The sequence below is a fragment of the Streptomyces sp. NBC_01217 genome (assembly GCF_035994185.1).
Taxonomy (GTDB): domain Bacteria; phylum Actinomycetota; class Actinomycetes; order Streptomycetales; family Streptomycetaceae; genus Streptomyces.
The window spans coordinates 3,198,749-3,225,231 of the sequence record NZ_CP108538.1; the positions used below are offsets into that span (position 1 = coordinate 3,198,749).

General features: G+C 67.6%; 27 protein-coding genes and 1 pseudogene. 21 read left to right on the plus strand and 7 right to left on the minus strand.

Translation table 11 applies throughout. The features are described from left to right. Positions 1-116: 116 nt before the first annotated feature. From OG507_RS13980 to OG507_RS14000, 5 genes are all read left to right on the plus strand, one after another. A complete protein-coding gene (locus OG507_RS13980; RefSeq protein WP_327367521.1) occupies positions 117-542 on the plus strand; it encodes a DUF6507 family protein in 426 nt (141 codons plus the stop codon). Further along, a complete protein-coding gene (locus OG507_RS13985; RefSeq protein ID WP_327367522.1) occupies positions 539-3,037 on the plus strand; it encodes a YwqJ-related putative deaminase in 2,499 nt (832 codons plus the stop codon). The genes OG507_RS13980 and OG507_RS13985 overlap by 4 nt, the downstream gene beginning before the upstream one ends. Further along, positions 3,034-3,510: an SUKH-3 domain-containing protein gene (locus OG507_RS13990; protein ID WP_327367523.1), complete on the plus strand. Its 477-nt coding sequence runs from the start codon at positions 3,034-3,036 to the stop codon at positions 3,508-3,510. The genes OG507_RS13985 and OG507_RS13990 overlap by 4 nt, the downstream gene beginning before the upstream one ends. Continuing rightward, complete coding sequence (locus OG507_RS13995; protein WP_327367524.1) at positions 3,503-3,889, plus strand: YwqJ-related putative deaminase; 387 nt, start codon at positions 3,503-3,505, stop codon at positions 3,887-3,889. The genes OG507_RS13990 and OG507_RS13995 overlap by 8 nt, the downstream gene beginning before the upstream one ends. Positions 3,890-4,086: 197 nt before the next feature. After that, positions 4,087-5,073, plus strand: a complete 987-nt coding sequence (locus OG507_RS14000; RefSeq protein ID WP_327367525.1) for a hypothetical protein — start codon at positions 4,087-4,089, stop codon at positions 5,071-5,073. Between the two features lie 262 nt (positions 5,074-5,335). Here OG507_RS14000 and OG507_RS14005 read toward each other — a convergent pair whose 3' ends face one another. After that, on the minus strand, positions 5,336-5,662 hold the full coding sequence (locus tag OG507_RS14005) for a hypothetical protein (RefSeq protein ID WP_327371964.1): 327 nt from the start codon (positions 5,660-5,662) through the stop codon (positions 5,336-5,338). A 532-nt stretch (positions 5,663-6,194) separates the two neighbouring features. Here OG507_RS14005 and OG507_RS14010 point away from each other — a divergent pair. The 7 genes from OG507_RS14010 to OG507_RS14040 all read left to right on the plus strand — a co-directional run bounded on the left by OG507_RS14010 (position 6,195) and on the right by OG507_RS14040 (position 12,938). After that, positions 6,195-6,992 carry a helix-turn-helix domain-containing protein gene (locus OG507_RS14010; RefSeq protein WP_327367526.1) on the plus strand — a complete coding sequence of 266 codons (798 nt, stop codon included), beginning with the start codon at positions 6,195-6,197 and terminating at the stop codon, positions 6,990-6,992. Then, on the plus strand, positions 6,985-7,206 hold the full coding sequence (locus tag OG507_RS14015; protein ID WP_327367527.1) for a DUF397 domain-containing protein: 222 nt from the start codon (positions 6,985-6,987) through the stop codon (positions 7,204-7,206). Before OG507_RS14010 ends, OG507_RS14015 begins: the two co-directional genes overlap by 8 nt. A gap of 187 nt (positions 7,207-7,393) precedes the next feature. Continuing rightward, positions 7,394-9,064: an immunity 49 family protein gene (locus OG507_RS14020; RefSeq protein WP_327367528.1), complete on the plus strand. Its 1,671-nt coding sequence runs from the start codon at positions 7,394-7,396 to the stop codon at positions 9,062-9,064. A 205-nt stretch (positions 9,065-9,269) separates the two neighbouring features. Then, positions 9,270-9,674 (plus strand): peptidase inhibitor family I36 protein, encoded by a 405-nt coding sequence (locus OG507_RS14025; protein ID WP_327367529.1) that lies wholly within the window; start codon positions 9,270-9,272, stop codon positions 9,672-9,674. 189 nt (positions 9,675-9,863) lie between these two features. Further along, positions 9,864-11,021, plus strand: coding sequence for an acyl-CoA dehydrogenase family protein (locus tag OG507_RS14030; protein WP_327367530.1), 1,158 nt, complete (start codon positions 9,864-9,866; stop codon positions 11,019-11,021). 19 nt (positions 11,022-11,040) lie between these two features. Beyond that, the gene (locus OG507_RS14035; RefSeq protein ID WP_327367531.1) at positions 11,041-11,916 is read left to right on the plus strand and encodes an acyl-CoA thioesterase; all 876 of its coding nucleotides are present in this window, start codon (positions 11,041-11,043) and stop codon (positions 11,914-11,916) included. A 50-nt stretch (positions 11,917-11,966) separates the two neighbouring features. Next, the gene (locus OG507_RS14040; RefSeq protein ID WP_327371965.1) at positions 11,967-12,938 is read left to right on the plus strand and encodes a cation diffusion facilitator family transporter; all 972 of its coding nucleotides are present in this window, start codon (positions 11,967-11,969) and stop codon (positions 12,936-12,938) included. A 52-nt stretch (positions 12,939-12,990) separates the two neighbouring features. Here the strand turns inward: OG507_RS14040 and OG507_RS14045 are convergent, their stop codons facing one another. The 3 genes from OG507_RS14045 to OG507_RS14055 all read right to left on the minus strand — a co-directional run bounded on the left by OG507_RS14045 (position 12,991) and on the right by OG507_RS14055 (position 16,978). Next, a complete protein-coding gene (locus OG507_RS14045; RefSeq protein WP_327367532.1) occupies positions 12,991-13,770 on the minus strand; it encodes a phosphatase in 780 nt (259 codons plus the stop codon). A gap of 75 nt (positions 13,771-13,845) precedes the next feature. After that, a complete protein-coding gene (locus tag OG507_RS14050; RefSeq protein WP_327367533.1) occupies positions 13,846-15,372 on the minus strand; it encodes a DUF6056 family protein in 1,527 nt (508 codons plus the stop codon). A gap of 64 nt (positions 15,373-15,436) precedes the next feature. Beyond that, positions 15,437-16,978, minus strand: a complete 1,542-nt coding sequence (locus OG507_RS14055) for a glycosyltransferase (protein ID WP_327367534.1) — start codon at positions 16,976-16,978, stop codon at positions 15,437-15,439. 196 nt (positions 16,979-17,174) lie between these two features. On the opposite strand from OG507_RS14055, the gene OG507_RS14060 reads away from it, so the two are divergent. Further along, positions 17,175-17,991, plus strand: a protein-coding gene (locus OG507_RS14060; RefSeq protein ID WP_327367535.1) for an IS5 family transposase whose coding sequence is annotated in 2 segments (ribosomal slippage) — positions 17,175-17,522 and positions 17,524-17,991 — 816 coding nt in all. Because the reading frame shifts where the segments join, the coding sequence is not laid out codon by codon here. 310 nt (positions 17,992-18,301) lie between these two features. Here the strand turns inward: OG507_RS14060 and OG507_RS14065 are convergent. Then, the gene (locus OG507_RS14065; RefSeq protein ID WP_327367536.1) at positions 18,302-19,531 is read right to left on the minus strand and encodes an IS701 family transposase; all 1,230 of its coding nucleotides are present in this window, start codon (positions 19,529-19,531) and stop codon (positions 18,302-18,304) included. A 10-nt stretch (positions 19,532-19,541) separates the two neighbouring features. Between OG507_RS14065 and OG507_RS14070 the strand changes: the two genes are divergently transcribed. Then, positions 19,542-20,858, plus strand: coding sequence for a polymorphic toxin type 30 domain-containing protein (locus OG507_RS14070; protein WP_327367537.1), 1,317 nt, complete (start codon positions 19,542-19,544; stop codon positions 20,856-20,858). Continuing rightward, the gene (locus OG507_RS14075) at positions 20,858-21,193 is read left to right on the plus strand and encodes a hypothetical protein (RefSeq protein WP_327367538.1); all 336 of its coding nucleotides are present in this window, start codon (positions 20,858-20,860) and stop codon (positions 21,191-21,193) included. Before OG507_RS14070 ends, OG507_RS14075 begins: the two co-directional genes overlap by 1 nt. 135 nt (positions 21,194-21,328) lie before the next feature. Here OG507_RS14075 and OG507_RS14080 read toward each other — a convergent pair. Further along, positions 21,329-22,642, minus strand: a pseudogene (locus tag OG507_RS14080) (tyrosine-type recombinase/integrase). A gap of 253 nt (positions 22,643-22,895) precedes the next feature. Between OG507_RS14080 and OG507_RS14085 the strand changes: the two are divergent. The 6 genes from OG507_RS14085 (at position 22,896) to OG507_RS14110 (ending at position 25,762) form a co-directional block, all read left to right on the plus strand. After that, positions 22,896-23,279, plus strand: coding sequence for a type II toxin-antitoxin system RelE/ParE family toxin (locus tag OG507_RS14085; protein ID WP_327367539.1), 384 nt, complete (start codon positions 22,896-22,898; stop codon positions 23,277-23,279). Next, positions 23,276-23,614, plus strand: a complete 339-nt coding sequence (locus OG507_RS14090; RefSeq protein WP_327367540.1) for a helix-turn-helix domain-containing protein — start codon at positions 23,276-23,278, stop codon at positions 23,612-23,614. Before OG507_RS14085 ends, OG507_RS14090 begins: the two co-directional genes overlap by 4 nt. Before the next feature lie 14 nt (positions 23,615-23,628). Continuing rightward, positions 23,629-23,910, plus strand: coding sequence for a helix-turn-helix domain-containing protein (locus OG507_RS14095; RefSeq protein ID WP_327367541.1), 282 nt, complete (start codon positions 23,629-23,631; stop codon positions 23,908-23,910). Beyond that, entirely contained in the window at positions 23,871-24,986 is a 1,116-nt protein-coding gene (locus OG507_RS14100; protein WP_327367542.1) for a transcriptional regulator, read from the plus strand. Before OG507_RS14095 ends, OG507_RS14100 begins: the two co-directional genes overlap by 40 nt. Positions 24,987-25,143: 157 nt before the next feature. Then, positions 25,144-25,482 (plus strand): hypothetical protein, encoded by a 339-nt coding sequence (locus tag OG507_RS14105; protein WP_327367543.1) that lies wholly within the window; start codon positions 25,144-25,146, stop codon positions 25,480-25,482. Continuing rightward, positions 25,475-25,762, plus strand: coding sequence for a DUF7848 domain-containing protein (locus OG507_RS14110; RefSeq protein WP_327367544.1), 288 nt, complete (start codon positions 25,475-25,477; stop codon positions 25,760-25,762). Before OG507_RS14105 ends, OG507_RS14110 begins: the two co-directional genes overlap by 8 nt. A gap of 74 nt (positions 25,763-25,836) precedes the next feature. On the opposite strand, the gene OG507_RS14115 is transcribed toward OG507_RS14110, so the two are convergent. Further along, a complete protein-coding gene (locus tag OG507_RS14115; protein WP_327367545.1) occupies positions 25,837-26,442 on the minus strand; it encodes an SACE_7040 family transcriptional regulator in 606 nt (201 codons plus the stop codon). Positions 26,443-26,483: the final 41 nt, after the last annotated feature.

A 26,483-nucleotide genomic window follows, 5' to 3' on the forward strand; every position in this document is an offset into this window, starting at 1 on the left:
ACGTCGGCCATAGTTGACCGATTGCCGATTTGCTGATTGCAGGAGCGATGCCCCGGTTGATAGAGATGAACAGGCGAACGACTGTTCAATCATTTCGGCTCACGGGGGGGCTCTTCATGGTGGCGTGGGACATCAGGCCGCAGGGGGTGCAGGGCCAGTTGAAGGTCACGGGTACTCATGCCGGGGACCTGGAGAAGGCCCTGACGGCACTGATGGCGACCATGTCGGAGGCTGCGCAGGCGGCGGGTACGGCCGTTCCGGGCTCGCAGGCCGCGACGCCTGTGCAGGGTCCGGTGGCGCCGGGGAGGGCGCCGTTGTCGCGGAAGGCGGTAGGGCCCGTGGCGGCGGCACTGGGCGAGTACCTGGAAGAGCGCCAGAAGGATTTGAAGGCGATGGCCGAGCGCATCGAGGCGGCCATCCTGGGAGCGGTCGAAGCCACGAACGCGTACTGCGAGGGCGACCTGGAAGCGGCCAAGCACGCACAGGACGCGGCGAAGTCCGTACGCCTGGACCTCCTCAAGGACGCCGGAGAGCAGCGGTGAGCGGCAACGATCCGGTCGACCCGGTCGGGATACCGGTCTTCACCGGCGATCTGGCCCTGCTCGACACGAAGGTGACGGCACTGTCGGGCAGCGGCGCCAGGATCGCGACGGCCGCCGGTGACGTCCACAGCAGCTTCGGCCAACTGCGCGCCTTCTACAAGGCACCCGAGGCGGAGCAGCTGTTCGCCACCACGAAGCCGGTCGCGGACACCGGACTCGACCTGAGCTCGGACCTGTGCGTCATCGCCGGCGCGCTGGGCACCTACTCGGACGACGCCTACCCCCTGGTCGAAAAACTCAAGGAACTGAAGCGGGAAGCGGTCACCTTCCGCGTGAAGGTCGACGGCGACGACAAGTGGCGTGAGGACGGCGATCTGGTCGAGGAGAACAACAGCCGCCGCAACGAGACAGCCGAGGTCTGGGCCGCCTTCCAGGAAGTGGAACGGACCTGCCACGCCACCATCGTCGCCCTGGTCGGAGGCAAGGCCCTCAAGACGAACGACGGCTCCGCCAAACAGGGCACGTACGGCTACGACGCCGAAGCCCTCAAGCAGGCGAAGAGCCTGCCCTGGGGAGACGCGGTCCAGGAGTCGACCCCCTGGTGGCAGGTGTGGGAGCACGCCTACGACTTCGGCAAGGGCTTCGTCGTCGACGGCGTCTGGGTCACTGTCAAGGGCCTGGGCACCCTCACCGGCTTCGACGGCTGGGACGCGGCGAAACAGGCCTGGAACGGCCTGGCCGAACTCGCCACCGGAGTCGGGATCATGCTGACCCCCGGCGCGAACATCGCCTTCTGGCTGCTCCCCGACGACCAACTTCCCTCCTGGGTGAGGGACTCACGCACCGCGATGAAGGAGACCGGCAAGGCCCTGGTGGCCTGGGACCAATGGGGAAACAACCCCTCCCGGGCCGCAGGCGCGGTCATCTTCAACGTACTGACCACCGTCTTCACCGGCGGCAGCGGCGGAGCCGTGGCAGGCGGCGGAAAGGCCGGCATGACGGCCAAGGCCCTGTCCGCCGCAGGCAAGGCAGGCCGAATCGTCGACCCGATGACATACGTCTTCAAAGGCGCGGGCGCGGGCCTGTCAAAGATCAGCGACGTGATGACCGCCCTCAAGGGCATGGGCCGCATCGAACTCCCCCCACTCCCCGACCACGTCATCACCCTCCCCGAGGGCTCCCTCAAACTGCCCGACGGCACCGTCCACCTCCCCGAAGGCGCCACCATCCCGAACGGCGCAACCACCCTCCCGAACGGCACGATCAAGCTCCCGGAGGGGGCGGTGGCACTGCCGGAGGGCACGATCAAGTCCCCCTTCGACGAGGGCGCGCCGTACATGGACCGCGACGGCAACCTCTACAACGAGGACGGCACCCTCGCCCAACACACCGACCAGCCGGGGCAAAGCCCTCGTGTGGAGACCCCGGCCCCGATACGCGAACCGGCCCTGGTCAGCGCGGGCATCCACGCGGGCGAAAACACAGGCAACGTCATCCGCAACGGCGACAGGCTCGGAGACGTCGGCCGCACCGAAGACGGCCTCAACAACTCCACCACCAACCACACCGGGGACAAGCCTCCCAGCAGCGGCACCAACCACGTCCCGAGTGGTCACGCCGACGACCTCGGCCACGGCCCCACCGCCGGACACGAGCCGCCCACCCATCACGGTGACCGGCCCGGCGAACCTCACGACCCGACGCCCTCTCACCAAAACGACCCCACACCGAACAGCCGTGCCGACAACGGACTGCCCCATGATCACGGCGCCCATCACTCGCATGGCGAACACGGCTCCGACGGTTCGAACCACCACGACGGCCACGGCCCGGGCGGCGAGCCGCAAGGCAGGCCCATAGACCCTCAGCCAGGCTGGCACGGCCAGAGCGCGGACCAGATGCGTCACTACCGGCGCCCAGCCCTGGATGTTTCGCACCTTTCTCTGGAGGATCAGCTTTCTGTTCTGGAACGCGAGTCAGCCGCCCTCGCCGACGACGCCCTTGACGCTGTGCCCGGAGCGGCACACCCCGGCCAGAACCAGCTCAACTCGGGATGCGCAGGAAGCTTCTTGCATAACAACGTGATCAACACGCACACCAGCACCACGAAAATGCACGGCCAGAATCTACCAAAAACCCATCAAGTCCTTGATGGGGTCCTAAAGGAGGTCGGCGAAAAACTTGATGCTGCTGGAATGAAAAGGGGGTTGGGTCATGGAAAATGCGCCGAGGTTTCTCTAATCAGCGACCGCTTGCATCAGCTGGACCCAACAGGATCGTCGATCCGTACAATTGATGACGCAAGAAAGGCACTCGAAGGGGGGTGTGATACATACACGGCAAATCGGAATCATCTACGATCGCTTCACTGGCGAGCTCGAACGGTCGCATGGCGACTTCCTTGCCCCGTGTTACACATGCAGGCATGTACTGCCCCAGTTCGGCATTCACGTACACTCGTAATTACTCTGCTCACGGAACGGAACGGAAGATGAGCTCCGAAGATTTGACTCCTGGAGTACGCGACTGGCTAACCGCGAACGGCTGGTCGCCGGGTCGCGATATCGGAGAGCAGGCCGAAGAACTCATTCAAGTCCGGGCAGAGGATGCACGGCGGCAAGGAGTTTCCCTGAATCCGGTACCCGCCGCAGTGCACCTCGTCCACACATATGGCTTGCTGCGTCTCACCCACCCCAGAGTGCCGGACATGGCCTGGGTAATGAAACCGACGATCGGGTACGACGGCGACGCGGCGGCCATCAAGGAACTGGCATCCGGACTCGGAAAGGAACTCTTTCCTATCGGCTACGAATCTTCGGAGTATGGAATTCTTCTGGCTGACGAGGAAGGGCGCCTATTTCACCTCCACCATACTGGAGGTTATTATTTGGGCGAGAACGCATCAGACGCTTTCTCCAGGTTTCTGAGCGGCGTATCCGACCCAGATGCGGAGGATTTCTTTGTCTGAGCAGTTCCCCGCCGTAGCCTCCTCCCTACTGATCAGCGGCCGGGTAGTCAGTCACACCAGCTTGATCGGCGAAGGCACCGCAGAACTCCATCCGGCCATCAGGGCGTTCGTGAACTCACTTCCGGCGAACGTACGCAAATCCTTCACTGGCAGCTGCGCCGAAACAGCCCTCGTGTCCGACCAACTATGGGCCCTCGACTCCGCGCGAAACGACGGCCGCACGACAACCCTCGGCGAAGCGACACCCCACTTCACGGAGTCCGCCATCGTCTCCAAGATGATTCGCGGTCACGGACACCCCGATCACGGCAAGGTCACCGCGCCGTGCAGCGTCTGCCAACTCCTTCTTCAGGAGCTGGGAGTGCGTGTGATTTCCTGAAGCCGCGACATCGGGTCCCGACAATAACCATGCTTCAGTTCCTGTCAGGAGGACATCTTTGATCGCTACCACACCCATTGCGCGATGGCCCTTGGGCGAGTTCGAGTAGTAACAGGGGTGCTACCCCTGGCCGACGCTCACGCTCACGAAGTCCTGACCATCCCGCCCAGCGGTAAGTTCATGCCGAAGGGAACACCGTGATCGCCACCACTCCCGTAGCTGGATGGACGTGGGGGCGCGACGACCAGGTCGGGGACAAAATCGTCGCATGCCTCCATGAACTGCTGACCGCCTACGCCGTTCTGGCGAGGCATCGATTCGCGGTCGGTCCCCCGAGCATGTCCGTGTCCGTCCACGAGGCCGGAAAGTCGAACAGCGACCTGTTCCAGGGGGATCTCAAGCCCGATGCGACGTCGCCTTCGTCGGACATCGCGCAGCGACTGGCCGGCCAGGTCGAGGCCGCACTGCGCCCCGGGAACATCGGAAGTGTGTCCGCCCACGTCAAGAGCGGCGGCCTGATCATCAGCGGGGACAATCACGTCCGTGAGGAGGGACTGTTTTTGCTCGGAGCCTCAGCGCTTCTCGACTACGTCAGCACCAGTCTGGTGACATTCTCCGACGCCTGGATGCAGTACGACCTCAAAGGCCGCGCTCAGCCCGCCGTGCATGCCGCGAACGCCCCAGGACTGGCAGCCGCCCTTCGTGATCTCTCGGAAGCGCTCGACTCTGAGACCGACCCGGATGACCCGACCTACTTCGGCAAGCCGACCGAGACCGGCATCGAGAACCGCTTCGACCGCGACGGCACCGCATCCGATGTATGGGGCAGCTTTGAGATCCTCTACCGTTACAACAAGTTCACGCACGCGCCCGGATTCGGCCGTATCGGCTATGCGCGGTCCGCGGACGGCGAGGTCCAGTACGTCCCCGTGCGCGGCGAGCACGGGCTGCTCGGCTACCTCTGGGCCTCCGATGCGGAGAACGCCGCAAGTTTCGAGCCCCGGGATATCGGGGACGAGGAGAGCTACGCGGCCGGACTTCTATGGCTGGACCGCCTACGTTCCACGCACGACCGCGGACTGTCCCCCTCCCAAGCCCTCGCCGAACTTGCGAACTTGACGGACGACAACAGACCAAAAACACTCAGCCTGCCGATGCTGCGCGAGCTCGCGAGCGGAGACTGAACAGCGCACTCCCGGCCTCCGCGCCAAGGAGAGTGCAACCGCTCCAGCAGATCGACGCCGACGGTCCCCGTGCGACCAAGGCGGAGGGCGCTGTCAAGATTGACGACCCTTCCGCCGACCACCGTCGCCGTGCCCGCCCAGGTGATCCATTCTGCGTCGCCCTCAGCAGGCGAGACAGGAGGGTTCCGGCCGAACGGGGCACAGCGGGGCCCGGAGGTGTACCAGGACATGTGGGGCACGCCTCCTGGGCCGGCAGGGAGGTTCAGGCCTGCGACTGGGGTGAGTTGCTCGCGTCACAGGCTGAAGCAGCGAGCCGGGCTCCCCGGCTCCGAGCGATCCTGTGCACATCGCGCAAGGCCTCGGCCATGCGGGCCACGACGTAGCGGAGCTGCGCCGAAGTGACCTGGCGGTCGTCGAGCATGTCGGCGGCGTGGTCGAGCAGTTCGACAGCCATGCCGAGCTGCACGCTCTCGATGTTGTCGGCCACGCGTGAGATGTATCCGGTCCCGTCACCGATGACGTAGCAGGGCTTGCCCTCCGGGCTGGACCACGGAAGCAGTCGTGCTGAAGCGCCGGGGGTCTGAGAGATCACGCGGGTACCTCGATGCCGTGGATCAGACGTGGCCCGACGTCGATGCCGTGCACGGCAAGCCACAACGTCCTCCGCCGCACCCGTCGGAGACGGACCTCCTCGCGCCGTTCGTGAGCGACGAGGTACGGGCGTACGAGAGGGCTGTCCTCGCCACGCAGCACGGGCGCGGGGCGCCGGTCGGGCGTGAGACATACGGCTACGGGAGGCACGGCGGGGTGCGACTCAATTGGTCGGTGACACCCCTGGGCGGGCCACAGAAGCCGCAGCAGCGGCTCGAAGATACGGGCAATACAGTGCAGCACGTCGTCAACTCCGTTGAGGTTGAAGGCCATGCCCCTGGGCCGTGTACAGCGGTCGCGGGGGTCTTGCGGTCGCGGCCGGCCTCCAAGGACCGGTCCCATCGCGGCGACAGCGGTCGACTCTTGGACATCCACCGCTGTGTAGCGATCCGCTCACAGAGTGAGACGTGGCGGGCTAGGCTCGCCAGGGGGTTGCAGGTGACAGAGCCGTTGTCGCACGGGAGTTGACCATGAGTAATACCTATGGCGATTGGTTGAAGGCCCAGCGCGAGGCAGCAGGCCTGACACAGCAGGAGCTGGCCGACACGGCGATCATGACGCGGTCGCACATCTCGCACATCGAGGCGGGGCGCCGCATCCCGTCCCAGGAGGACGCACGGCGCCTGGACAAGGCCCTGAACACGGGGGACGTGCTGAGCAGCTTCCTGCCGGACAAGGATGACGGCACAATTGCCGATTACTTCGAACCCGCACGCCAACTCGAACAACAGGCGACCATGATCAGGGAGTTCGGCCTGAACTTCGTGCCAGGCATCCTTCAGACGGAGGGATACGCTCGTGCGGTTCTCGGCACCACTTTCCCCCCTCGGAGTGACGAGGAACGTGACAGGCACGTTGTCGCACGCCTTGAGCGCGCAAAGATCTTGAACGACCCGGTGGCGCCCGTAGTGTGGGTGCTACTGGACGAGATGGTGCTACGACGCCCGGTCGGCGGACCGGAGATCATGGCCGAACAGGTCCTGCACATCGTCCGTTTGGTCGAGAGCAAGAGGGTGCGCGCTCACATCCTGCCGCTTGGCCTGGGCGCCCATCCGCTGATGCAGAGCATGCTGACGTTGATGTGGTTCGAGGACCAGCCTCCTGCCGCTTACAGCGAAGGTATGTCCATCGGCAAGGTCCACGACTCCCCGGCTGTGGTCCAGCGGCTGCAGGGCGTCTACGATCTCGCCCTGGGCGACGCGCTCCCGCTCAAGGAGTCCATCGCCTTGATGAGGGCGACTGCAAAGGAATACGGGCACCATGACTGAGCACACCATCGCGGACACTTCCACCCTGAGCGGCTGGCGCAAGTCGTCTCACAGCGGGAACGAATCAGGCAGCTGCGTCGAAGTGCTGGACGACTACCCCTCAGGCGTCCCCGTCCGCGACTCCAAGACCCCGCACGGCCCCGCCCTGGTCATCCCGGCACCTGGCTGGTCCTCGTTCATCGCAGCGGTCAAGCGCGGCGAGCTGCCGGCCTGAGACGTCCGGAACCAGGCCCCATGAGCACCGTGCCCCAGGAGCCCAGCCCCCGCAGGACCTAGGCTGGCGTCCGGACGCGGACACGGGGAGCGGGACAGTGCGAATAGAGCGACACCAGGTGGGGCAGGCCGCGGTTTCAGCGGCTCTCGACGACTTCGCTGACAGGATCGGCTCACAGGTCAACTCCATGTCGAAGGCGGACCGGATGTCCGCCCACGACTGGTGGCTGATCTCGGAGGAGTTCCTCGATCACCTGGGCGCGCTCTCCGTCGGGACTCCCGACCTCGGCACCCCGGAGGCCAAGGCCGTCCTGGACAACGCTGCCGAGGCCGCTGCCGGTGCCGTGGCGTACGCCGCGTACTACCCGCACAACGACTTCAACGTCTTCCTCGACTACGTGAACTTCGGGATGAGCTACGAGTCCGGAAGCGAAGGCGGCCCCGAGTCCATCAGCGCCTGCTGGTGGCTCGACGCCTTCTGTCTGGCGGTCCTTTCCGGCAAGGCCGAATGGCACGGCGAAGCATTCCACTTCGCCCGCAAGCCACCCCAGAAGGACGCTGCCGGGCGTCCGGCCGTCGAGCTCATCAACGGCCTGATGGCGTACGTCATCGGGGACACGGGAGACGATGACGCGAGCTACCCGCCGTCCAACGAGGAGAAGCTCGCCGCGCTCGACGCCGCGCTCGCCCGGATCCATGCCCTGGACGACGAGATCGACGAGGGCCTCTTCGATCACCCGCAGAGCACCGCCCTCTTCGCTCTGCGCGCCTTGCACATCGGTGACCAGGAGGTCTTCCGCGACGAACTGGTCAAGCTGCTGCTCCCTCACAGCGCCATCCCCGGCCCCGGGGCCCAGCCCCGCTCCCTGCTTCCCCTTCTCCCGCTCGCCCTGACGGCTCTCGCCTATCGCCGCGAGGGCTGGCAGCCGCCCGTCGACACCGGCTACCTCCCGCGCGCGCTGGTCACCGGATTCGAGACCGCGGGACCGCGGGTCGACGGGTACGGCCTCAACAGGCGCCCGGACGCGGTCGTCGAACTGGCCGCCGGGCCCGTGATGTTCGAGCGGCCCGAAAGCCCTCGGCCCTTCTCCCCGGAGAGCGAGGCCCTGTTCGAGCAGCACATCAGGGAGGCCTTCACGCCGGTGGGCACGGAGCCGCTCTCCACCCGGCGATTGTCGAGTGCCGTGAGCAACCTGGTCATTCTCTTCAAGGCGCGCGCCTCGCTGTCCGCCGACGCCACGGATCTGCAGATCGAAAACCTTCACCTTGCTGCCCAGTTGGGTGCCGCGCTCTTCCGTACCACCCTCGCTGAACCCGGCACGGATGTCGACGTGACGATCAACGGCAGCACGCTCACCTACCCCGCCTACCACGGTGATTACGCCGGGCCCGGCCACTGGCACACCGCTACGGACCTCGCCCTGATCGCCGGAAGCCGCACGGACCTCGCCGCGCTCGTCCTCAGCGGCTCCGCCATTCTCAAGCAGGACGGCTCCGCCTTCGCCTCGTACCGCCAGGCCCTCCACGACTATCTGCGGTGCGTGGACCCCGAGCCCGCCACGGACCGGGCCCTGATCGACTGCGAGAAGGCCAAGAGCTGGGGCTTCTTTCCCCCGCCGGCAGTCCTCCTCTCGCAGCTGGTCGAAGGCGACGAGGAGAGCTTCAACCTCGCGCTTCTGGACACCCTCGAAGCCCACCGCGACCACTACCGAGTCGCCGACCGCGCCGACGATCCCGACGCCGCGATCAGCCTCGACATCCTGGCTCTGACCTGCCACGCCCGCCGCCGGGGCTGGAACATCCGAGTCATGTCCCCCTACCTGCCGCCCCGTCTCCTTCAAGCGGCCGAACCTCTCTAGCTCCTGCCGTCAACGATCTTCGACGTCAGATCGTGGTGGGGTGACACGGCACGGATTCACGCCGGTGCACGGAGAAGCACCGCGGCCCCCGTCGCGGGCTTCGAGCGCCCCCGTTTCCGCCTGTCTGCGCAGGTCGCAGCCGTGCCAGGCTGCTGATGATCAGGGCGCGGAGCCCTGATCATCGTCAGGAAAAGGGGCTTCTGTCATGAACCGCATCACCGCGTTCGCCGTCACCTCGATCGCCTTGGCCCTGGGGCTGGGCGCCGGGCCCGCCGCGGCCGGGGCCGCAGAGAACGCCGTCGTCGAGAAGGCCACCGTAGAAGGCGCCCGGGCTTCCTACAGTTGTAGTCCCGGGTACTTCTGTATCTACAGCGACTGGAACGGAGGGGGCACCCGCTGCCAGTGGTCGGACAAGAAGCGGGCGAACACCGCCGACGACTGTTCGTTCATCCAGCGGGGCCAGAACGTCCGCTCCGTGTGGAACGCGACCGGGCATCGCGTGCAGTACTACACCCAGACCAACTACAACGCCCGGGTCGGATCCACCCCTGCCGGAAGCGGCGGCAACCTCCAGGGGAGCTACCAGATCCGCTCCTTCAAGCCCCAGTAGGGAACGGAGTCGGCGCGAGTGCCCTTCCCGGCCCCCGGCGGGGAAGGGCACTCGCGTGGGCGTGCTGAGCATCACCCTGGACAGCTTCGGTGACTGCCGGGTAACTTTTGACCAGGACTGAGCAAGCGCTTAGCCAGTCCGGTCGAAAGCTCACCCGAAAACCCCCGAAGCTGACCAAGGAGGCATCCCGTGCGCCGTACGGTATTCAACGAGGACCACGAGGCGTTCCGGGAGACCATCCGCGCCTTCATCGAGGCCGAGGTCGTCCCCGTGTACGACGAGTGGTTCGCCGCCGGCCAGGTGCCGCGCGAGTTCTACCACAAGCTCGGGGAGCTGGGTATCTTCGGCATCGAGGTGGACGAGGAGTACGGCGGCGCGGGCATCGACTCGCACAAGTACGAGGCCGTCATCTACGAGGAGACCGCCCGCGCCGGCGTCTCCTTCGGCGGCTCGGGTGTCCACACCCTGCTCGGCCTGCCGTACGTCAAGATGCTCGCCACCGACGAGCAGAAGAAGCGCTGGCTGCCGAAGTTCGCCACCGGCGAGGAGATGTGGGCCCTCGCGATGACCGAGCCGGGCACCGGCTCCGACGTCGCGGGCATGAAGACCACCGCCAAGCTCTCCGAGGACGGCACGCACTACGTCCTCAACGGCGCCAAGACCTTCATCACCGGTGGTGTGCACGCCGACCGCGTGATCGTGTGCGCCCGTACGTCCGCTCCCCGCGAGGACGACCGCCGCTTCGGCATATCGCTCTTCGCCGTCGACACCAAGTCCGCGGGCTACTCGGTCGGCCGCAAGCTCGACAAGCTCGGCCTGAAGACCTCCGACACCGCCGAGCTGGCGTTCGTCGACGTCAAGGTCCCGGCCGAGGACCTGCTCGGCGAGGAGAACAAGGGCTTCGGCTACCTCGGCACCAACCTGGCCTCCGAGCGCTGGGGCATCGCCTTCGGCGCGTACGCACAGGCCGCCGCCGCCGTCCGGTTCGCCAAGAGCTACGTGCAGGACCGCACGGTCTTCGGCAAGACCGTCGCCTCGTTCCAGAACACCAAGTTCGAGCTCGCCGCCTGCCAGGCCGAGGTGGACGCGGCCCAGGCCGTCGCCGACCGCGCGCTTGAGGCCCTCGACGCCGGTGAGCTGACCGCCGCCGAGGCAGCCTCCGCGAAGCTGTTCTGCACCGAGGTCGCGCACCGCGTCATCGACCGCTGCCTCCAGCTGCACGGTGGCTACGGCTTCATGAACGAGTACCCGATCGCCCGCCTGTACGCGGACAACCGCGTCAACCGCATCTACGGCGGCACCAGCGAGGTCATGAAGTCGATCATCGCCAAGTCCATGGGTCTGTGAGAGCGGCTACGTTCCTTCCATGAGCTCAGCACTTGATTCCCTGCTCGATCTGCTCGACCTGGAGCAGATCGAGCAGGACATCTTCCGGGGTACGAGCCGTTCGGCGATCGTCCCCCGCGTCTTCGGCGGCCAGGTCGCGGCCCAGGCCCTGGTCGCCGCGGGCCGTACCGTCCCCGCCGATCGCACCGCCCACTCCCTGCACTCGTACTTCCTGCGGATGGGCGACCCGGGCGCACCGATCGTCTACACCGTCGACCGCATCCGCGACGGCCGCTCCTTCACCACCCGCCGGGTCGTCGCCGTCCAGCACGGCCAGCCGATCTTCCATCTCTCGGCGTCCTTCCAGACGTACGAGGAGGGACTGGAGCACCAGGCGGAGATGCCGACCGCCCCGGACCCGGAGACGCTGCCCACGGCCGCGCAGATGCTGCCCCGGTACGCGGACCGCTTCAGCGATCCGGGTGTCGTGGACCGGCTGATCGAGGCGCGGGAGGCGGTCGACCTGCGGTACGTGGACGCCCCGCCCTTCGGCACGGTCGGCGAACCGCGCGAGCCCCGCTCCCAGGTGTGGTTCCGCACCAACGGCAAGCTCGCCGACGACCCGCTGCTGCATGTCTGCATGGCGACGTACGTCTCCGACATGACGCTGCTCGACTCGGTGCTCCTCGCCCATGGGCGCGGGGGCTGGGCGGTCGGCGACGTGGTCGGCGCGAGCCTGGACCACGCGATGTGGTTCCACCGTCCCTTCCGGGCCGACGAATGGCTGCTGTACGACCAGGAGTCGCCGTCCGCGTCCGGCGGGCGCGGGCTCGGCCAGGCCCGTATCTACACCCAGGACGGCGGGCTGGCGATCACCGTCATCCAGGAGGGCGTGGTCCGCGTCCCCCGGGACTGACCGGGCCACGGTCCGCCGATTCGGACATACTCCCCACCATGAGCGACACCATGAACGATGCGGAAACCGGTGGTGGGGAGTCCACGTTCACGGTCGTCGTCGCGGCGGCCGCCAATCTCGGCATCGCCGTGGCGAAGGCCGTCGCCGGAATCGTCAGCGGATCGAGCGCGATGCTCTCCGAGGCGGCGCACTCGGTCGCCGACACGGTCACCGAGCTGATGCTGCTCACCGCCCTGAAACGCAGCGAGAAGCCCGCCGACGAGGAACACCCGCTGGGCTACGGCCCCGAGCGTTACATCTGGGCGATGCTCGCCTCGGTCGCCACGTTCGTCGGCGGCGCGGTGTTCGCCGTCTACGACGGCATCCACACCCTCGTCCGGGGCGAGGAACTCGGCGACCCGCTGGTCTCGTACCTCGTGCTGGCCGCCGCCTTCCTCCTGGAGGGCTACTCCCTGCGCACGGGTCTGCGCCAGGTCCGCGGCGAGGCCGCCCGTCTGGGCGCACCCGCCGCCCACTATCTGCGCCACACCCCCGACACCGCGGTCAAGGCCGTGGTGATGGAGGACTCGGCGGCGCTGGTGGGGCTGCTGCTCGCCGCGGGCGGCCTGCTCGGCGGTCAGCTCTCCGGCTCGGGCATGTGGGACGGCATCGCATCGATCCTGATCGGCGCCCTGCTGGTGTACGTCGCCTGGGTGCTGGGCCGCTCCAACGCCCAGTTGCTGATCGGCCGCCCGCTGCCGAAGGAGATGCGGGCCGGGGTCCGCGAGGAACTTCTCTCCGTACCGCACATCATCGAGGTCCTGGAGCTGACCACCCTGATCCAGGGACCGACGGAAGTCCTCGTCGCCGCGAAGATCGACTTCCGGGACGCGTCGACCGCGGAGCAGATCGAGTGGGCGTGCGAGGAGGCGGAGGAGCAGTTGCAGGAGCGGTATCCGGCGATCCGGCGAGTGTATCTGGATCCGACGCCGGGGCTGGGTCAGCAGCGCCGGGCAGCCGGTTCGCGCCCGCCCGGCGGATGAGGATGAGGATGAGCCTGCGGATGGGGATGGGGATGGGGGCGGGCCCCGGGCCTCAGATCAGCCCCGCCGCGTCCAGCAGGTAGTCCGTCAGCGGGTCGTAGAACCGCGGGTCCAGCACATGGTCGTCCAGCGGCACGGCCACCTGGAGCGTCCCCTCCGCCTCGCCGAGGAACAGCGCCGGGTCGTTGCAGTCCGCGTACCCCACCGCGTCCAGCCCGCGCTGCGCCGCGCACCCCGCCCACCCGTGGTCGGCGACCACCAGGTCCGGCAGCGGCCGCTCCTCCCGCTCCAGACCGTCCAGGATCGCGGCCATCGGGGCGGGCGAGTGCGTGTGCCAGAGCGTCGCGCCGCGCTCCTGCACCGCGACGTCCGCGAACTGGAACACCATGCCCTCGTCGGCCACCAGCCCCGACGGAATCCGTACGATCTCGCATCCGGCGGCCCGCAGCGCGGCCGCGGTCTGCCGGTGCACATCGAGGAGCCCGCCCGGGTGCCCGGTCGCGAACAGCACCCGCTCCGAGCCCGCCGCCGCCTTCCGCAGCCGCGCCGCCATCCGCTCCAGGGCGTCGACCGTCAGCTCGGGGTCGATGGTGTCCTGCCCGAACCGGTGCTCCGGGTCGTCGCTGACCCCGCAGCGCTCGGCCATCACGGCCAGCACGTCCTGCTCGTCGCACCACCGGTCCCCGAGCTCCAGGCCCAGCCAGTAGTGACGGTCGCCGTTGGCGAGCTTGCGGTAGTGGGAGAGGTTGTTGTCGCGGGGTGTGGCGACGTCTCCGGCGATACGCGTACGGACGAGGTGTTCGACGAGGGCGGCACGGCTGGGTATCGGCATGGAACCCATTGTGCCGTCCGGTGTGCGCAGTGTGCCGGGTGTCTTGTACGACGGACAGCCGGCACAGGCCGGACGCTAGGGAAGCCGGGTCGAGTACGTGACTTTCTTGAGGTGGTAGTACTGGGCGACGCACTGCGCCGGCCACGCCTTTCGGCCGTTGTCGCGGAACGGTTCCAACATCCCGCTGACCGACACCGGTGTGTACGGAAGCACTTGCGCACCACGCGCCACCTGCGCCTTCAGCGACCGGTCCTGCCGGTCCCAGCGCTCGGCGCGCGTCTCCATCCTCGGCTCCAGCCGCAGCAGCGGGACGGCAAGACCGACGCACGCCACGGCGCACACGGTACCGGCGGCCACCGCCGTGACCGCGGGGATCCGCCACCGGCGGGCGCGCAGTGCCCGTCCCAGCAGGGCTCCGACGCCGACGAGGAGCAGCACGTACAGCAGCAGGAAGTCGCCCCAGATGCGCGACGCGGTCACCACGCCCTTCCCGAAGGCCGGGTAGGCGATGACGGTGCAGAGGTAGCCGGAGACCAGGAAGGCGAGGGATCCGGCGACGACCAGGAGGAGAAGCCGGCGCCACAGAGGCCCGGACGCCTGCCCTCCGCCCTCTCCGTCGCTGCCGCCCTCCCCGCCACTGCTTCTGCGTACCAGCAGCCCCAGCAGTACGCCGACGGCGACCGCTCCCAGGTACTGCCAGGTCGTGCAGATCGTCTCCAGGATCTGCCCGAACGCCCGCAGCGCCGCGGTCAGGGTCTCCGGGCCGAACACGGAGGAGGGGTCGGCGGCGAACCGCAGACGCCGTGCGCGTGCGCCGGGCGACACGTACAGGATGACCGCTCCGATCACGATCCCGGCGAAGGCGAGCGCGCACCAGACGCGCGCATGCGTCCTGCCCGGCGCGGGAAAGGCCCAGCGGCTGACCAGCAGGACGGTGGAGAGCACGACGAGCGCGACGACCGAGGTCTCCTCCGACAGCATGCCGATGAAGATCCCGGCCACGTACGCGACGCCTGAGGCGAAGACGCGTCCCCGCCAGGTCCGTGCGCACAGCAGGGGGATCACGGCCGCGCAGGCCAGCACGGGGGCGAGGGTGTGCGAGACGGAGGAGGCGGGCCAGTAGAACGTCTTGTACGTGTTGACCGTCGCGAGGAGGAAGACCGCCGTCGTCATCGCCGCCACGAGCAGCGCGAGCCCGCGCGGCCCGGTCAGGCCGGCTCTCTTGAGCACCGAGGCGGTCAGCGCCCAGAGGATGCCCAGCATGAGCACCCCGCTGACCAGGGCGAACCACCGGTGGCCCGGGACGCCGAAGGCCCCGTACGCGACGACCAGCAGCGCGTTGGCGACGCGTCCGTTGTCGTGCTGGAAGAACTTGTCGATCATTCCGGAGGCGCCCTCGTCCCGTACGACCGGGAGGAAGCACCAGTCGTCCGCTCCCGGGCGGACCAGGCGGCCGATCCAGAAGGCCACGCCGAGCAGGGCGAGCGGCAGCAGGGCGAGGGCCGCCGTCCACTGCAGTGCGGGACGTGGGCGGTCGCCCGGCTGGAGGGATTCCACGCTCTCCTGCTGTACGTCAGCGGTTTTCACGGTGTCCGCGCTCATGTGCACTGGTGCCTTTCGTACGTTGCTCGCGACGTGCGCGCCAAGAGGTTCAGGCGGTGTGGGTTCAAGGTGTGGTGTGTCCGGCACGGCTCCGGGTCAGGGCGGCGGGCTGCCGGGCCGGGGCGGCACCGGAGTCGATGGCCCAGCGGGCGAGCAGGAACGAGAAGGGGGTGGCGAGGATTCCCGCGGCCAGGGCGGCGGTGTTCTCGCCCAGGCCCAGCCTGCTGACGCCGAGGTGGAGCAGGACGCCGGTGAGGACGAGATTGACGGCGCTCGACAGGGGATACCGGGCGAAGGCGTGCCAGGTCGGTTTCGTACGGCAGGTGAGGTGCGAGTTGAGCAGGAACGATCCGACAATGCTGATCGCGAATCCGACGACATGCGCGGTCAGATAGGGAATCCAGGTGTTCAGCGAGGCGTATACCGCCAGGTACACCGCCGTATTGATGGTTCCGATCATCGCGAAAACGACGAACTGGCGTACGGTGCGGGACCTGGCGGCCCCGAGCGCGGTCGACCCGGTGGGCGCCGCAGCCCGCCTCTCGGCCGCCGGTGCGGACGGGGCGACACGGAACTCATCCGCAGTTCCCGCCGGGCCGCCGACCGGAGTACCTACCGGAACATCGATCGTGAGGGCATTCGGGGGCTCGCTCCGGGGAACCTCGGGAGGCGTCTTCGGGGATTCGTCCGTCTCACGCACCACATAGTGCGGACGGTGTTTCGCCTCGCTGTAGATGCGTCCCACGTATTCGCCGATGACGCCGAGCGTGGCGAGCTGGATTCCGCCGAGCGCCACGACGGCGGTCAGCAGGGTGGTGTAGCCGGGCACCGCTACCCCGTGCAGAACGACCCCGCCGATGATCCACAGGGCGTATCCCAGAGCCGCCAGCGCGAGCGCGAGACCGGCGTGGATGGCCAGGCGCAGGGGACGGCTGTTGAAGGAGATCAGTCCGTCGATCCCGTAGTTGAGGAGATGCCTGCCGCCCCATTTCGAACGTCCCGCCGCGCGCCGGACGTTCCGGTAGGTGAAGCTGACGGTGTCGAAGCCGATCCAGGAGAAGATCCCCTTGGAGAACCGGTTGGTCTCGGGCAGTGCGAGCACGGCGTCCACGGCGTTGCGCGACAGCAGCCTGAAGTCGCCCTCGCCGTCGACCACCTCGACGTCCATGCACCGGCCCATGGCCCGGTAGAAGGCGGCGCTGAGAACGGTACGCAGGGCGCCCTCGCCCGTACGGTCACGCCGCGCGACGACCTGGTCGTAGCCGCGCTGCCGCAACTCCAGCATGCGGGGCAGCAGTTCGGGCGGGTGCTGGAGGTCGGCGTCCATGAGGACGACGGCGTCGCCGCGGGACATGCGCAGCCCCGCGAGCATGGCGGCCTCCTTGCCGAAATTGCGGCTGAAGGAGGTGTAGCGGACCCGCCGGTCCGCGGTGGCGAGCGAGCCGATCCGGATCCTGGTCCGGTCGCTGCTGCCGTCGTCGACATAACAGATCTCGAAGGTCCGCCGAGTCGGTTCGAGGGCGGAGACCAACGCACGGTGAAATGCCTCGATCACCTCGTCCTCGTTGAAACAGGGGACAACGATCGAAACCTGACATGTTTTCATTTAATTTCCCCATCAGGCGTGGGCGAGACAGCTCAAACCATATGCCTGGGGGCCGCCACGACGCTCCTACCGACGGAGTTGCGCCGTGGAAAAGAAAAGCAATTCGGAGGAATCATCTCCTCCCTGTTGCATCAATTCATATATTCAGAGGATGTCTCACGTGGTGATGGTGTGAGCTGCGGCATGATGTCTCTTCGTGAGTGCCGATCTTTCGCAGCGGCTGGTTCCTGACGGTCTGTGGGAACTCGTCGCCCCGTTGTTGCCGTCGTTCAGCTCCCGTCCGCAGGGCGGTGGGACTGCGCCGCTGAACGAGCGGGCCGTGTTCACGGCGGTGGTGTACGTGCTGACCAGCGGGTGCGCCTGGCGGCACCTGCCGGAGACGTTCGGGGTATCGCCCGCGACGGCGCACCGCCGGTTCACCGCGTGGACCGAGGCCGGGTTGTGGCGCCGATTGCACCGGGCGGTGCTGGATGAACTCGGCGCCAGGGGTGAGCTCGACTGGACCTCCGCGATCGTCGATGCGGCGTCGGTGCGGGCGAAAAGGGGGCTCGCTGACCGGGCCGAATCCGGTCGATCGCGGCAAGAAGGGCAGCAAACTGCACGTGCTGTCCGAGGCCCAGGGCCTGCCGCTGGCCGTGGCGGTCTCGGGTGCGAACCTGCACGACAGCCAGGCGTTCAAGCCGCTGATCCTCGGCATACCCGCCGTCCGCTCCCGGTGCGGGCCCCGTCGGAGACGGCCCGTGAAGATCCGCGCGGACAAGGCGTACTACTCCGCGGAACACCTGCGCTGGCTCCGCGCCCGGAACCTCGTCCCACGCATCGCCCGTCCCGGCATCGAGTCCGGCGAGCGCCTCGGCCGACACCGGTGGAAGATCGAGCGGTCGATCTCCTGGCTCTTCGGCTACCGCCGCCTCACCGTCCGGTATGAGCGAAAGGGCAGCCACTTCCTCGCCTTCCTCGGCCTCGCCGCAGCCCTGACCTGCTACAAGAGACTCGCCAAGATCACCACGTGAGACATCCTCTCAAGGGCAGGCCGGCACGCCATCGACGGTACGCGAGCGCGGGACTCCTCCTGGTACTACAGCCGGAGATCTTGAGGGTCGGTGATCGGCGGGATCGGTCGGTGGTGCGCCCAGGGCTGTAGCCGGATCGGAAGTGGGTCGCCGCGGCGTCGGTAGTGGCTGACCTGGGCTCGGGTCTGGTGTAGGCGGCGCCATAACTCGCAGGTCAGGATGGTTTCGACGGGGTGGTGCGGGTTGAGGCGGGTGGCGGCCAGGCAGTGCCGGATGGTGTGGACGGAGGGCCGCAGCAGCGGTCCAGGGATCAGCCAGCGGCCTCGCTCACGCCGGGGCTGTGGTCTTTTCCCAGGTCGGCCCCCTCTTCCGGCGCTGGATCGGGTTCGGGTGTCTGGGCGCGTTGGACGGCCAGGAAGGCGCTGGCCGGCATGCAGGCAGTGACGTGCCGGTGCCAGGGCGTCCACTTGCGGACCTGGTACTGGGCGAGGCCGGCTGGCTGCTTGTTGATCTCGTTGTCCTCCTCGATCTGCCAGCGTCCGCCGGCCCGCGCGATGATCTGCGAGACCGTGATCCCGGCCGGCGCGTGGACGAGGAAGTAGGCGACCTCGCGGCGCAGTTCGCCGTCCCTGGCGCGCCGGCTGGGGTGCAGTGAACGCCGCGGCACCAGCCAGTGGGTGAAGGTGTCGGCGGGGTCCTCGTCCTTGACGTGCACGGCGGAGGCGGTCCAGTCGTAGAGCCGTTCGCCCTTGGCGCCGTCCCCGCAGGAGCGGCGTTCCCACTGGTCACGGGTCTTTGCGTAGTGCAACAGGTCATCGGCTCGCTTGACGGCCGGCTGACGCGGCTTGCCCGGCGGGCCGTCAAGCGGCAGGTCGACCGGGACGCCGAAGACGTACGGCGCGCTCTGCCGGTGACACCAGGCGCGCGGTTGTGGGTCCCGCCCGTAGCCGGCGTCCGCCAGGATCCAGGCGAACGGCACCTGCGCGGACCGGGCCTGCTCGAGCATGGCGATGGCCGGCTCGGGCTTGGTGGCGAAGGCGACCTCGTCGGGAATGCCGGCCTCCCGGCAGCGGTCCCGGTCGGTGGTCCAGTCCTCGGGCAGGTACAGGCGCCGGTCGATGAAGGCGTGCCCGGCGGCGGTGGCGTAGCTGAGCATCACCATGACCTGGCAGTTGCGGACGTCGCCGGTCGGTCCGCAGTGCTGGAAGGCCACGCCGACCGGCTTACTGCCCTTCTTCCGGGCCTGCGTATCGTCGATGACCAGCGACGCATCCGCATCGCCCAGGTGATCCACCACATAGTCGCGGACCGCGTCGCGCAGCCGGTCCGCATCCCACACCGAGCCGTTGAGCAGCCACTGCATCCGATCCGCAGTCACATGCCCAGCCCGCTCGGCGAGCGTCCAGCCGTTCTTCGCCGGCAGCCCCTCGATGAACTGCGCGAAAACCACCCGCGGCTCCGGCCGGTTGAACAAGTGCCCCAACGAACCGGTCAACACCGACAGTTCGGCGTCCCACTCGGCTATCTGCTCAGCCGTCACATCCAGCAGCATGCTCGGTCAACGACGCCACCGGGAGTCCGTCACAAGATCTCCGGCTGTAGTACACGTACCAGGAAAGAAGAAGAAATCCGCTAACACCATCTATGCCGAAACCGGCCAGAAGTACAGCAACGGTGGAACCGCCAACGGCAACACGAGTGGTGGAGGCAGCGGTGGTGGAGGCGGTTTTCGGGGGTGGCTCGATGATGTCGGCACCACCATTGTCGACCAGGCACAACAGACGGTTGTCTCTTTCGTCGAAGCCCCTTACCAGCAACTCCTCACCGACAAACGATGCGTTCTCGACGGCGAGAACTGCAAAGACATGCTCACCCAACTGTTTCTCGGCATCAACCCGGGCGCCGCTGTCGCGATGGCGGTAACGTCGCGCGTGGAGGAGATATACGGCGACTACTCAAACGGCAGGAGCGCCGAAGGCACCGGAAAGCTGATTTTCGACGCGGTCCTGCTCTTGGGAACGCGGGGCGTAGGTGCCAGGGTAGAGGGTGAAGTCGGCGTAGCCAGAGCCTTGAAGGGCTGCAGTTTCACTCCCTCCACCCTGGTCCTGATGGCCGACGGCGAGTCCAAACCCATCGGTGACATCGAGACTGGAGACAAGGTCGAAGCCGGCGACCCCGCCAACGGCAAGCACAAGGGTCTCCGCAAGGTCACCGCCACCCACATCAACCACGACTACGACCTCGTCGACCTCAAGATTCGCAGCGCCGACGGAGAAACGGAGACCCTCCACACCACGGCCGAACACACCTTCTGGGACGACACCCTCCACGCCTGGGTCCCCGCCGGCCAACTCCGCACAGGCCACACTCTCAACACCGCCAGCGACCACCACGTCCACGTCACCGACGTCACCCCGCGCCCCGGCGACCGCGACATGTACAACCTCACCGTCGACAACCTGCACACGTACTATGTGCTGGCAGGGGCGACTCCTGTCCTTGTCCACAATTGCGGCGGATACGACCTGAGAGGGGAGGATCCGATGAGTGTCGTCCCCGACAATGCGAGCGTTCGAGAACTGACGCCGCATTCGAATGGTGGCTCGCAGTACGGTCTTGAGTTCAAGTGGCAGAACGATGCGGGGAAGACTGTTCGTCTTCGGATTCACGGTCCGGACGGAACGGCTCCACCGGGATCTAACTCGGCAACAGGTGAGACGTACAGGCTGCAGATTGGGCGTCAATATCAGGATGAGGCTGGAAATCTATTCCACCATCAGGTGCATAACCCGGGTAGCCCGAACTTCAATCCTGACGCGGCAAATGCAACACACATTCCATGGCCTCTACAATTCCCGGGGTTGTAATGGCTGTCGGCGCTGAACACGTGGTTGGGCTGGCCAGGCGAATCCTGTCCGAAGCCCTTGATGAGCGAGAAGCTGGTGCCGAGAATGCAAGCGACTGGTCGCGCATCTTCGATCAGGAAGAGGCGGATACGGTCGTGCGGTTGCTCGCAATCATGGCTTCAATTGAGTCGGATGGGCGAGTCCGCGAGGCTCAGCTTCATGCAATCCTCGAAATCTCTGATTCGTTGGCGGTGGGCACGGATCTGCTTCATCCGTTGCAGCGGTTGACGCCAGAGATATTGGATGCCGAACAGTTGGGGTATCTCGACGAGCTTGGCATTCAATTGGAGGGTTGAAGGATGAAAATTTAGGAGACTTGGCGGGCTGATAGTTTGGTCTTCTTGATTTTCTCAAGGAATCCGCAGAAGCCCCGCCCCGGTTCATCCGGGGCGGGGCTTCTGGGGTGCTTGACGGCAACGGTGACGGCAACGTCAGCGGACGACGGCTGAGGCGGGTGGGTCTTCGGGGTTGTCGTCGCTCCGGCCGAGGGCTTCTCCGAGGGTGTCGATGGCCTGGAGTTGGAGGCGGAGTCGGACGTGGGCGTAGACGCTGGCGGTGACGCCGATGTGGGCGTGGCCGAGGAGTTCCTTGATGACGACGAGGTCGACGCCCTGTTCCAGGAGCAGGGTGGCGGTCGAGTGGCGGAGGTCGTGGAAGCGGATCGTCCGGAGCTCCGCCTTATGGAGGAGGCGCCGGAAGCGGCGGGTGAGGTTGCCGGGGTCGAGCGGCCTGCCCTTCGGGGTGGTGAAGACGAGCCTGTTGTCCGTCCAATCCGCACGGGTTGCCTGACGCGCATCCTGCTGCTGTTCCTGGTGGATCTTGAGGGAATTGATGCATTCAGCGGGGAGGGCGATGCGGCGCTCGGAGGCCAGGGTCTTGGTGTTCAGGACGGTCAGGCCCTGAGTGCGGGTGCGCTGGAGGGAGCGGTGGATGGTGGCGGTGCCTCCGTCGAGGTCGAGGTCTTCCCAGTGGAGGCCGAGGAGTTCGCCCTTGCGGAGTCCGGTGCGTAGGGCGAGTTCGTACAGGGCGTGAAGTCGGTCGCCGTTGGCTTCCTGGAGGAGTTGCCGGGCTTCGGTGGCGGTGAGCGGCTGGAAGCGCCGGGGGCGGGGCGTGGTCGTCTTGACGTTCCGGGCGACGTTGCGTGGCAGTTCGTCCTCGCGGACGGCGTGTTCCAGGGCGGACTTGAGTACGGCGTGAACGTACGTCACGGTCAGCGGGGAGAGTCGCTTTCCGCAGCACTGGCCGATGGCGCAGCAGCGCCGCCGGTCCACGTCACGTTCCTGGACGCAGCACTGTCAGGTGGTGCGGAGTCCGTCGAGGAAGGCGCGCACATCGCGGGTGGTGAGCCGGGCGAGCTTCTTGACGCCGAGGCCAGGGTTGATGTGGAGACGGATGGCGGCTGCGTACCGGGTGTGGGTGTTCTCGCGCAGGTGGTGGACAGCAACGCCGTCCAGCCAGTACGCGAGATAGGCACTCACGGTGCTGTCGGCCGCCGCGACAGGGAGACCGCGGTTGCTGGCGGCGATCTTCTCGGTCAGCTTGGCCAGGGCGTCCTTGCGGGTGGTGCCGTAGACGCGGACGCGTTTGCGGGTGGTGCCGTAGACGCGGACGCGTTTGCGGGTGTTGCCGGGGGCGAGGACGTATCCCGCGGCCTCCCAGCGGCCGTCCTTGCGCTGGTAGACGGTCCCGTCGCCGTTCGCACGGGTACGGGAGCGGCGGGACGAGACGGGGCGGGGTGTAGTCATCAGGCGGCTCGCCCGGTCACCGGAGGCGCACCAGGAACCCCCTCCCGCTCAGGCCCCGATCCTGCCGAAAGTGGTCGGCCCCGCGCCGCTTCGGCCGGTTGCGACTGGACTGCGGCGGCGCTCTGGCATCAGGGCGAGGGAGAGGGGCGCCTGGGGGTGTACAAGGCTGGAGTGGCGGCGGTCGCGGCGACGGCACACGACCTGAGCTCCGAAATCACGCTCGCGGCCCCCTGCGCCATATATCATGCGTGCTATGGACAGCGGATGGTACTCGATCGAGATCGAGCCGGAGGTGCGGCTGTGGCTGGAGAACATTCCCGCCCAGCACTACAAGCAGGCCGAACGTGTCGCCGACCTGCTCGCCGAGCAGCCCACCACGCTCGACGAACCGCACTCCCGCCACCTGGGCGGCAAGCTCCGCGAGCTGCGCTTCCGGCTCGGCGATGCCCACCAGCGCATTACCTACTGGCTCGCACCCGACCGACGCGTCGTGCTGCTCACCGTGTTCCGCAAGACCAAGATGCGCGAGCAGTCCGAAGTGGACCGCGCGCACGCCGCTCAACGGCTGTGCGAAGCCGAGCACCAGGCAGCCGCCGAGCACGACCTCTACAGCCGCGACCTCAAGGAGAACCGATGAATCACAGCGAATGGAGGACCCGCCGCCACCGCCAGCTGATCGGCGAACACCTCGACGCCGACCCTGAGTACGACCGCGTCTACGAAGAAGCCAACCTGGCCATGACGCTGGGCAAGGCCGTCTACGACCGGCGCAAGCAACTCGGGCTGAGCGAGGCCGACCTGGCCGAGCGACTGCACACCACAACCGACGAGATCGACGGCATCGAGACCGCCACCGAACTGCCGCCCATCGCCGTCATTATGCGCCTGGCCCGAGCCCTGGACCTCACCGTCGACATGCACCTCGCCCCCGGGGATGAGCCCACCGTCACCATCGTCACCCCGGCCGCCTGAGCCCGGGAGGAGCCATGCATGACGCCCCCACAGCACTCGCCCGCGAGCTGGGCCGACTCGTCCACGACCGGCGCACCGAGCTCGGGCTGTCCCAGGCCGAGCTGGCTGAGCGGTGCGGGATGAAACAGCCGCAGATCTCCCGCTTCGAAGCCGGCGGCACGGTGCCCACCCTTCCGCTGCTGCGCCGCCTGGCCCGTGCCCTTGGTGCCGACTTGACCATCAGTCTCACTCCGCACGACGAAGCCGCACTCTCCGCATGGAGACCCTGCATACTCTCGCCCGAGCGCTGGGGGTGACCACCGCCGCCTTGATGGCGTCCGATGCCCCGGAGCCCGTCGGGCGGACCGAGGAGCCGAACCGCGTCAATCTGATCCAGCTCCGCGCCGCCCTCACCCCAGCCGTTGGGCTCGTGGACCAGGATGCCGAAGCCATCGTCGAGGAACCGAACCTGCGCACCTTCCGGCGGATGCTGCAAGACGCACGGGTGTTGTACTTCTCCGACAGCTACAAGAGCGTCACGGCCCAACTGCCGGGCCTGCTGCGTGATGCCGCACAAGCCGTCGCCTACTACGACAGCGGGGACGAGCACCGGCAGGCTCTGTTGGCCCGCGCCGAGGCTCTGCGTCTGGCCGGCACCTACCTCACCCAGGTACGGCAGTACGACATCGCGTACGCCGCTGTGCGCGGCGCCATCGTGGACGCCCGTCAGGCCGGAGACATGCTTGCGGCGGGCTCCGGTGTCGGCTGCATGTGCTGGCTGCTGGTGAGACAGGGAAGGCTGGACGAGGCGGAACAGGTTGCCGCCCAGAGCATGGACGCGGTGGAGCCGAAGATCACCGGCGCCGAGCCGGACCACTACGCGGTGTGGGGCGGCCTGGCGATGGAGGCCGCCGCCGCAGCCGCGAGGAACAACCGTCCCGACGAGGCGAAGGCGTACCGTCAAGCCGCCCGGGTCGCGGCAACCGCTGTCGGGACAGCGCATCGCAACGTCTCCCGGCACTGGTCCGTCTTCGGGCCGGTCACCGTCGCGGTCAAGGCGCTCGAAGACTCTCTGGTCATCGGCGACGCCCGCGCGGTGGTGCGCAAGGCAGGCGAGCAGGAGGAGTTGTCACCCAAGGCGTGGAAGCGCCTGGGCAGGCCCAGCACCAACGACGGGAACCGCTTCACCCTCGATGTGGCGCGCGCCCACACCCGGACCGGCGACCTGTCCGCCGCCATGGACGAGCTGACCCGTGCCAGGGAAGCCGCCCCGCAGTGGCTGCGGCACCAGAACGGTGCCGCCGAGACCATGCAGGAGATCCTCGGCAAGCGCAAGCGCACCCTCACGACGGAGATGCGCGAAATGGCTGACTACCTGGGCGTCGTCGGGTAGCTGCCACGCAGCGTGGCAGCTCGCGAACCAACAGTCGCGAACTGCCACGGTTCCCGCCTGGGGTGACGATCAGTCAGTACCTACGGTCGGTGTGTCCACCATCAGTGACCCAGGCCGGGGGTGCCCAGTGAGCCAGCCCAGGAGCGATGCCGACCGCATGCGTCGCAGAGAGCTGTACGACGCCGCGTCGGGTCGGGGAGGTCCCCGCTTACTGCCGTGGACCAGCCCGGAGGGGAAACCCTGCTACCTGAGCAGCGACGGCCGGGGCTACCTCTCCACTCTCGCCGACAGCATCGAGACGGTGCAGCTCAGCATGGGCCAGGAACTGTTGGACTACGCCCGCGACGCCACGGCACCCGGCGCGAAAACCCTGTCGGCGACCGAGTATCGCTGGCTGGCCCGCCGGTTGACAGAAGCCCTGGCGGACGCGCTCAGGGTCGCGGAATCGCGCGGACATCGCATCCCGGATCAGGGAGAGCGAACCGAGGATGCCTGACTCTCCGAACGTCGGCGCACCAGTACGCGATGCCTCTCGGGGGCGCTACCACTTCCGCGAGTACCGCGTGACCACAGTCCCCGACCCTCTGGCGCTGCCGACCATGGAGGCGATCTGCGTCACCGGCGACGAGCGCAGCTGCGGTGCCACGTCAGGCACGCTGCATACCCCGGACGAGCTGACCCGCTGGATCGCCGGACACTGCGCCCGGAGCGGCCACGAACTGTATGAACAGACCGTCCGCGCCCTCGTCCGTGCCGAGCCCGGCGCATGGCAGTGAAGTCCCCAGGGGGCGACACCACACCAGCGGCAGCCCCCTGGCGCGCGGGCAGGCGCCCCTTAAACGCGGGCCGCTCAAACGCGGGCCGCCGCCTCGAACGCCCCGCGGGCCAGTCGGTGCAGCAGCGCCGCCGTGTCCGTGCGGTCGGGCAGCGCACCGGGGCGGCCCAGGTGCGGGGTCGAGTTCAGGAGCCCGAAGACGGCGTGGACGGTAGCGCGGGCCTCGTGCTCGGGCAGGTCCGGATACAGCTCGCGGACCACCTCCACCCACACCTCGACGTACTGCCGCTGGAGCTGGCGGACCCGCTTGCGGTCGGCGTCCCGCAGGCGGTCCAGCTCGCGGTCGTGGAGGGTGATCAGCGGGCGGTCGTCGAGGGCGAAGTCGATGTGGCCCTCGATGAGCGCGTCGAGCAGGGCCTGCGGGGAGCCGTCCCCACAGGCCGCGTCCTCCGAGACCCGCAGCTGTCCGCCCGCCAGCAGCCGCTCGCTGATACCGACCAGCAGCTCGGCGAGCATCGCGTCCTTGCCGGGGAAGTGCCGGTAGAGGCCGGGGCCGCTGATCCCGACGGCGGCACCTATCTCGTCGACGCCGACACCGTGGAAGCCGCGCTCGGCAAAGAGGCGGGCGGCCTCCTTGAGGATCTGCTCGCGGCGGGTGGGGGCGTCCGTCCTGGTGGTCATGGATTCGATTCTAGACAGTCGGGTTAGCGAACGTTAACCGA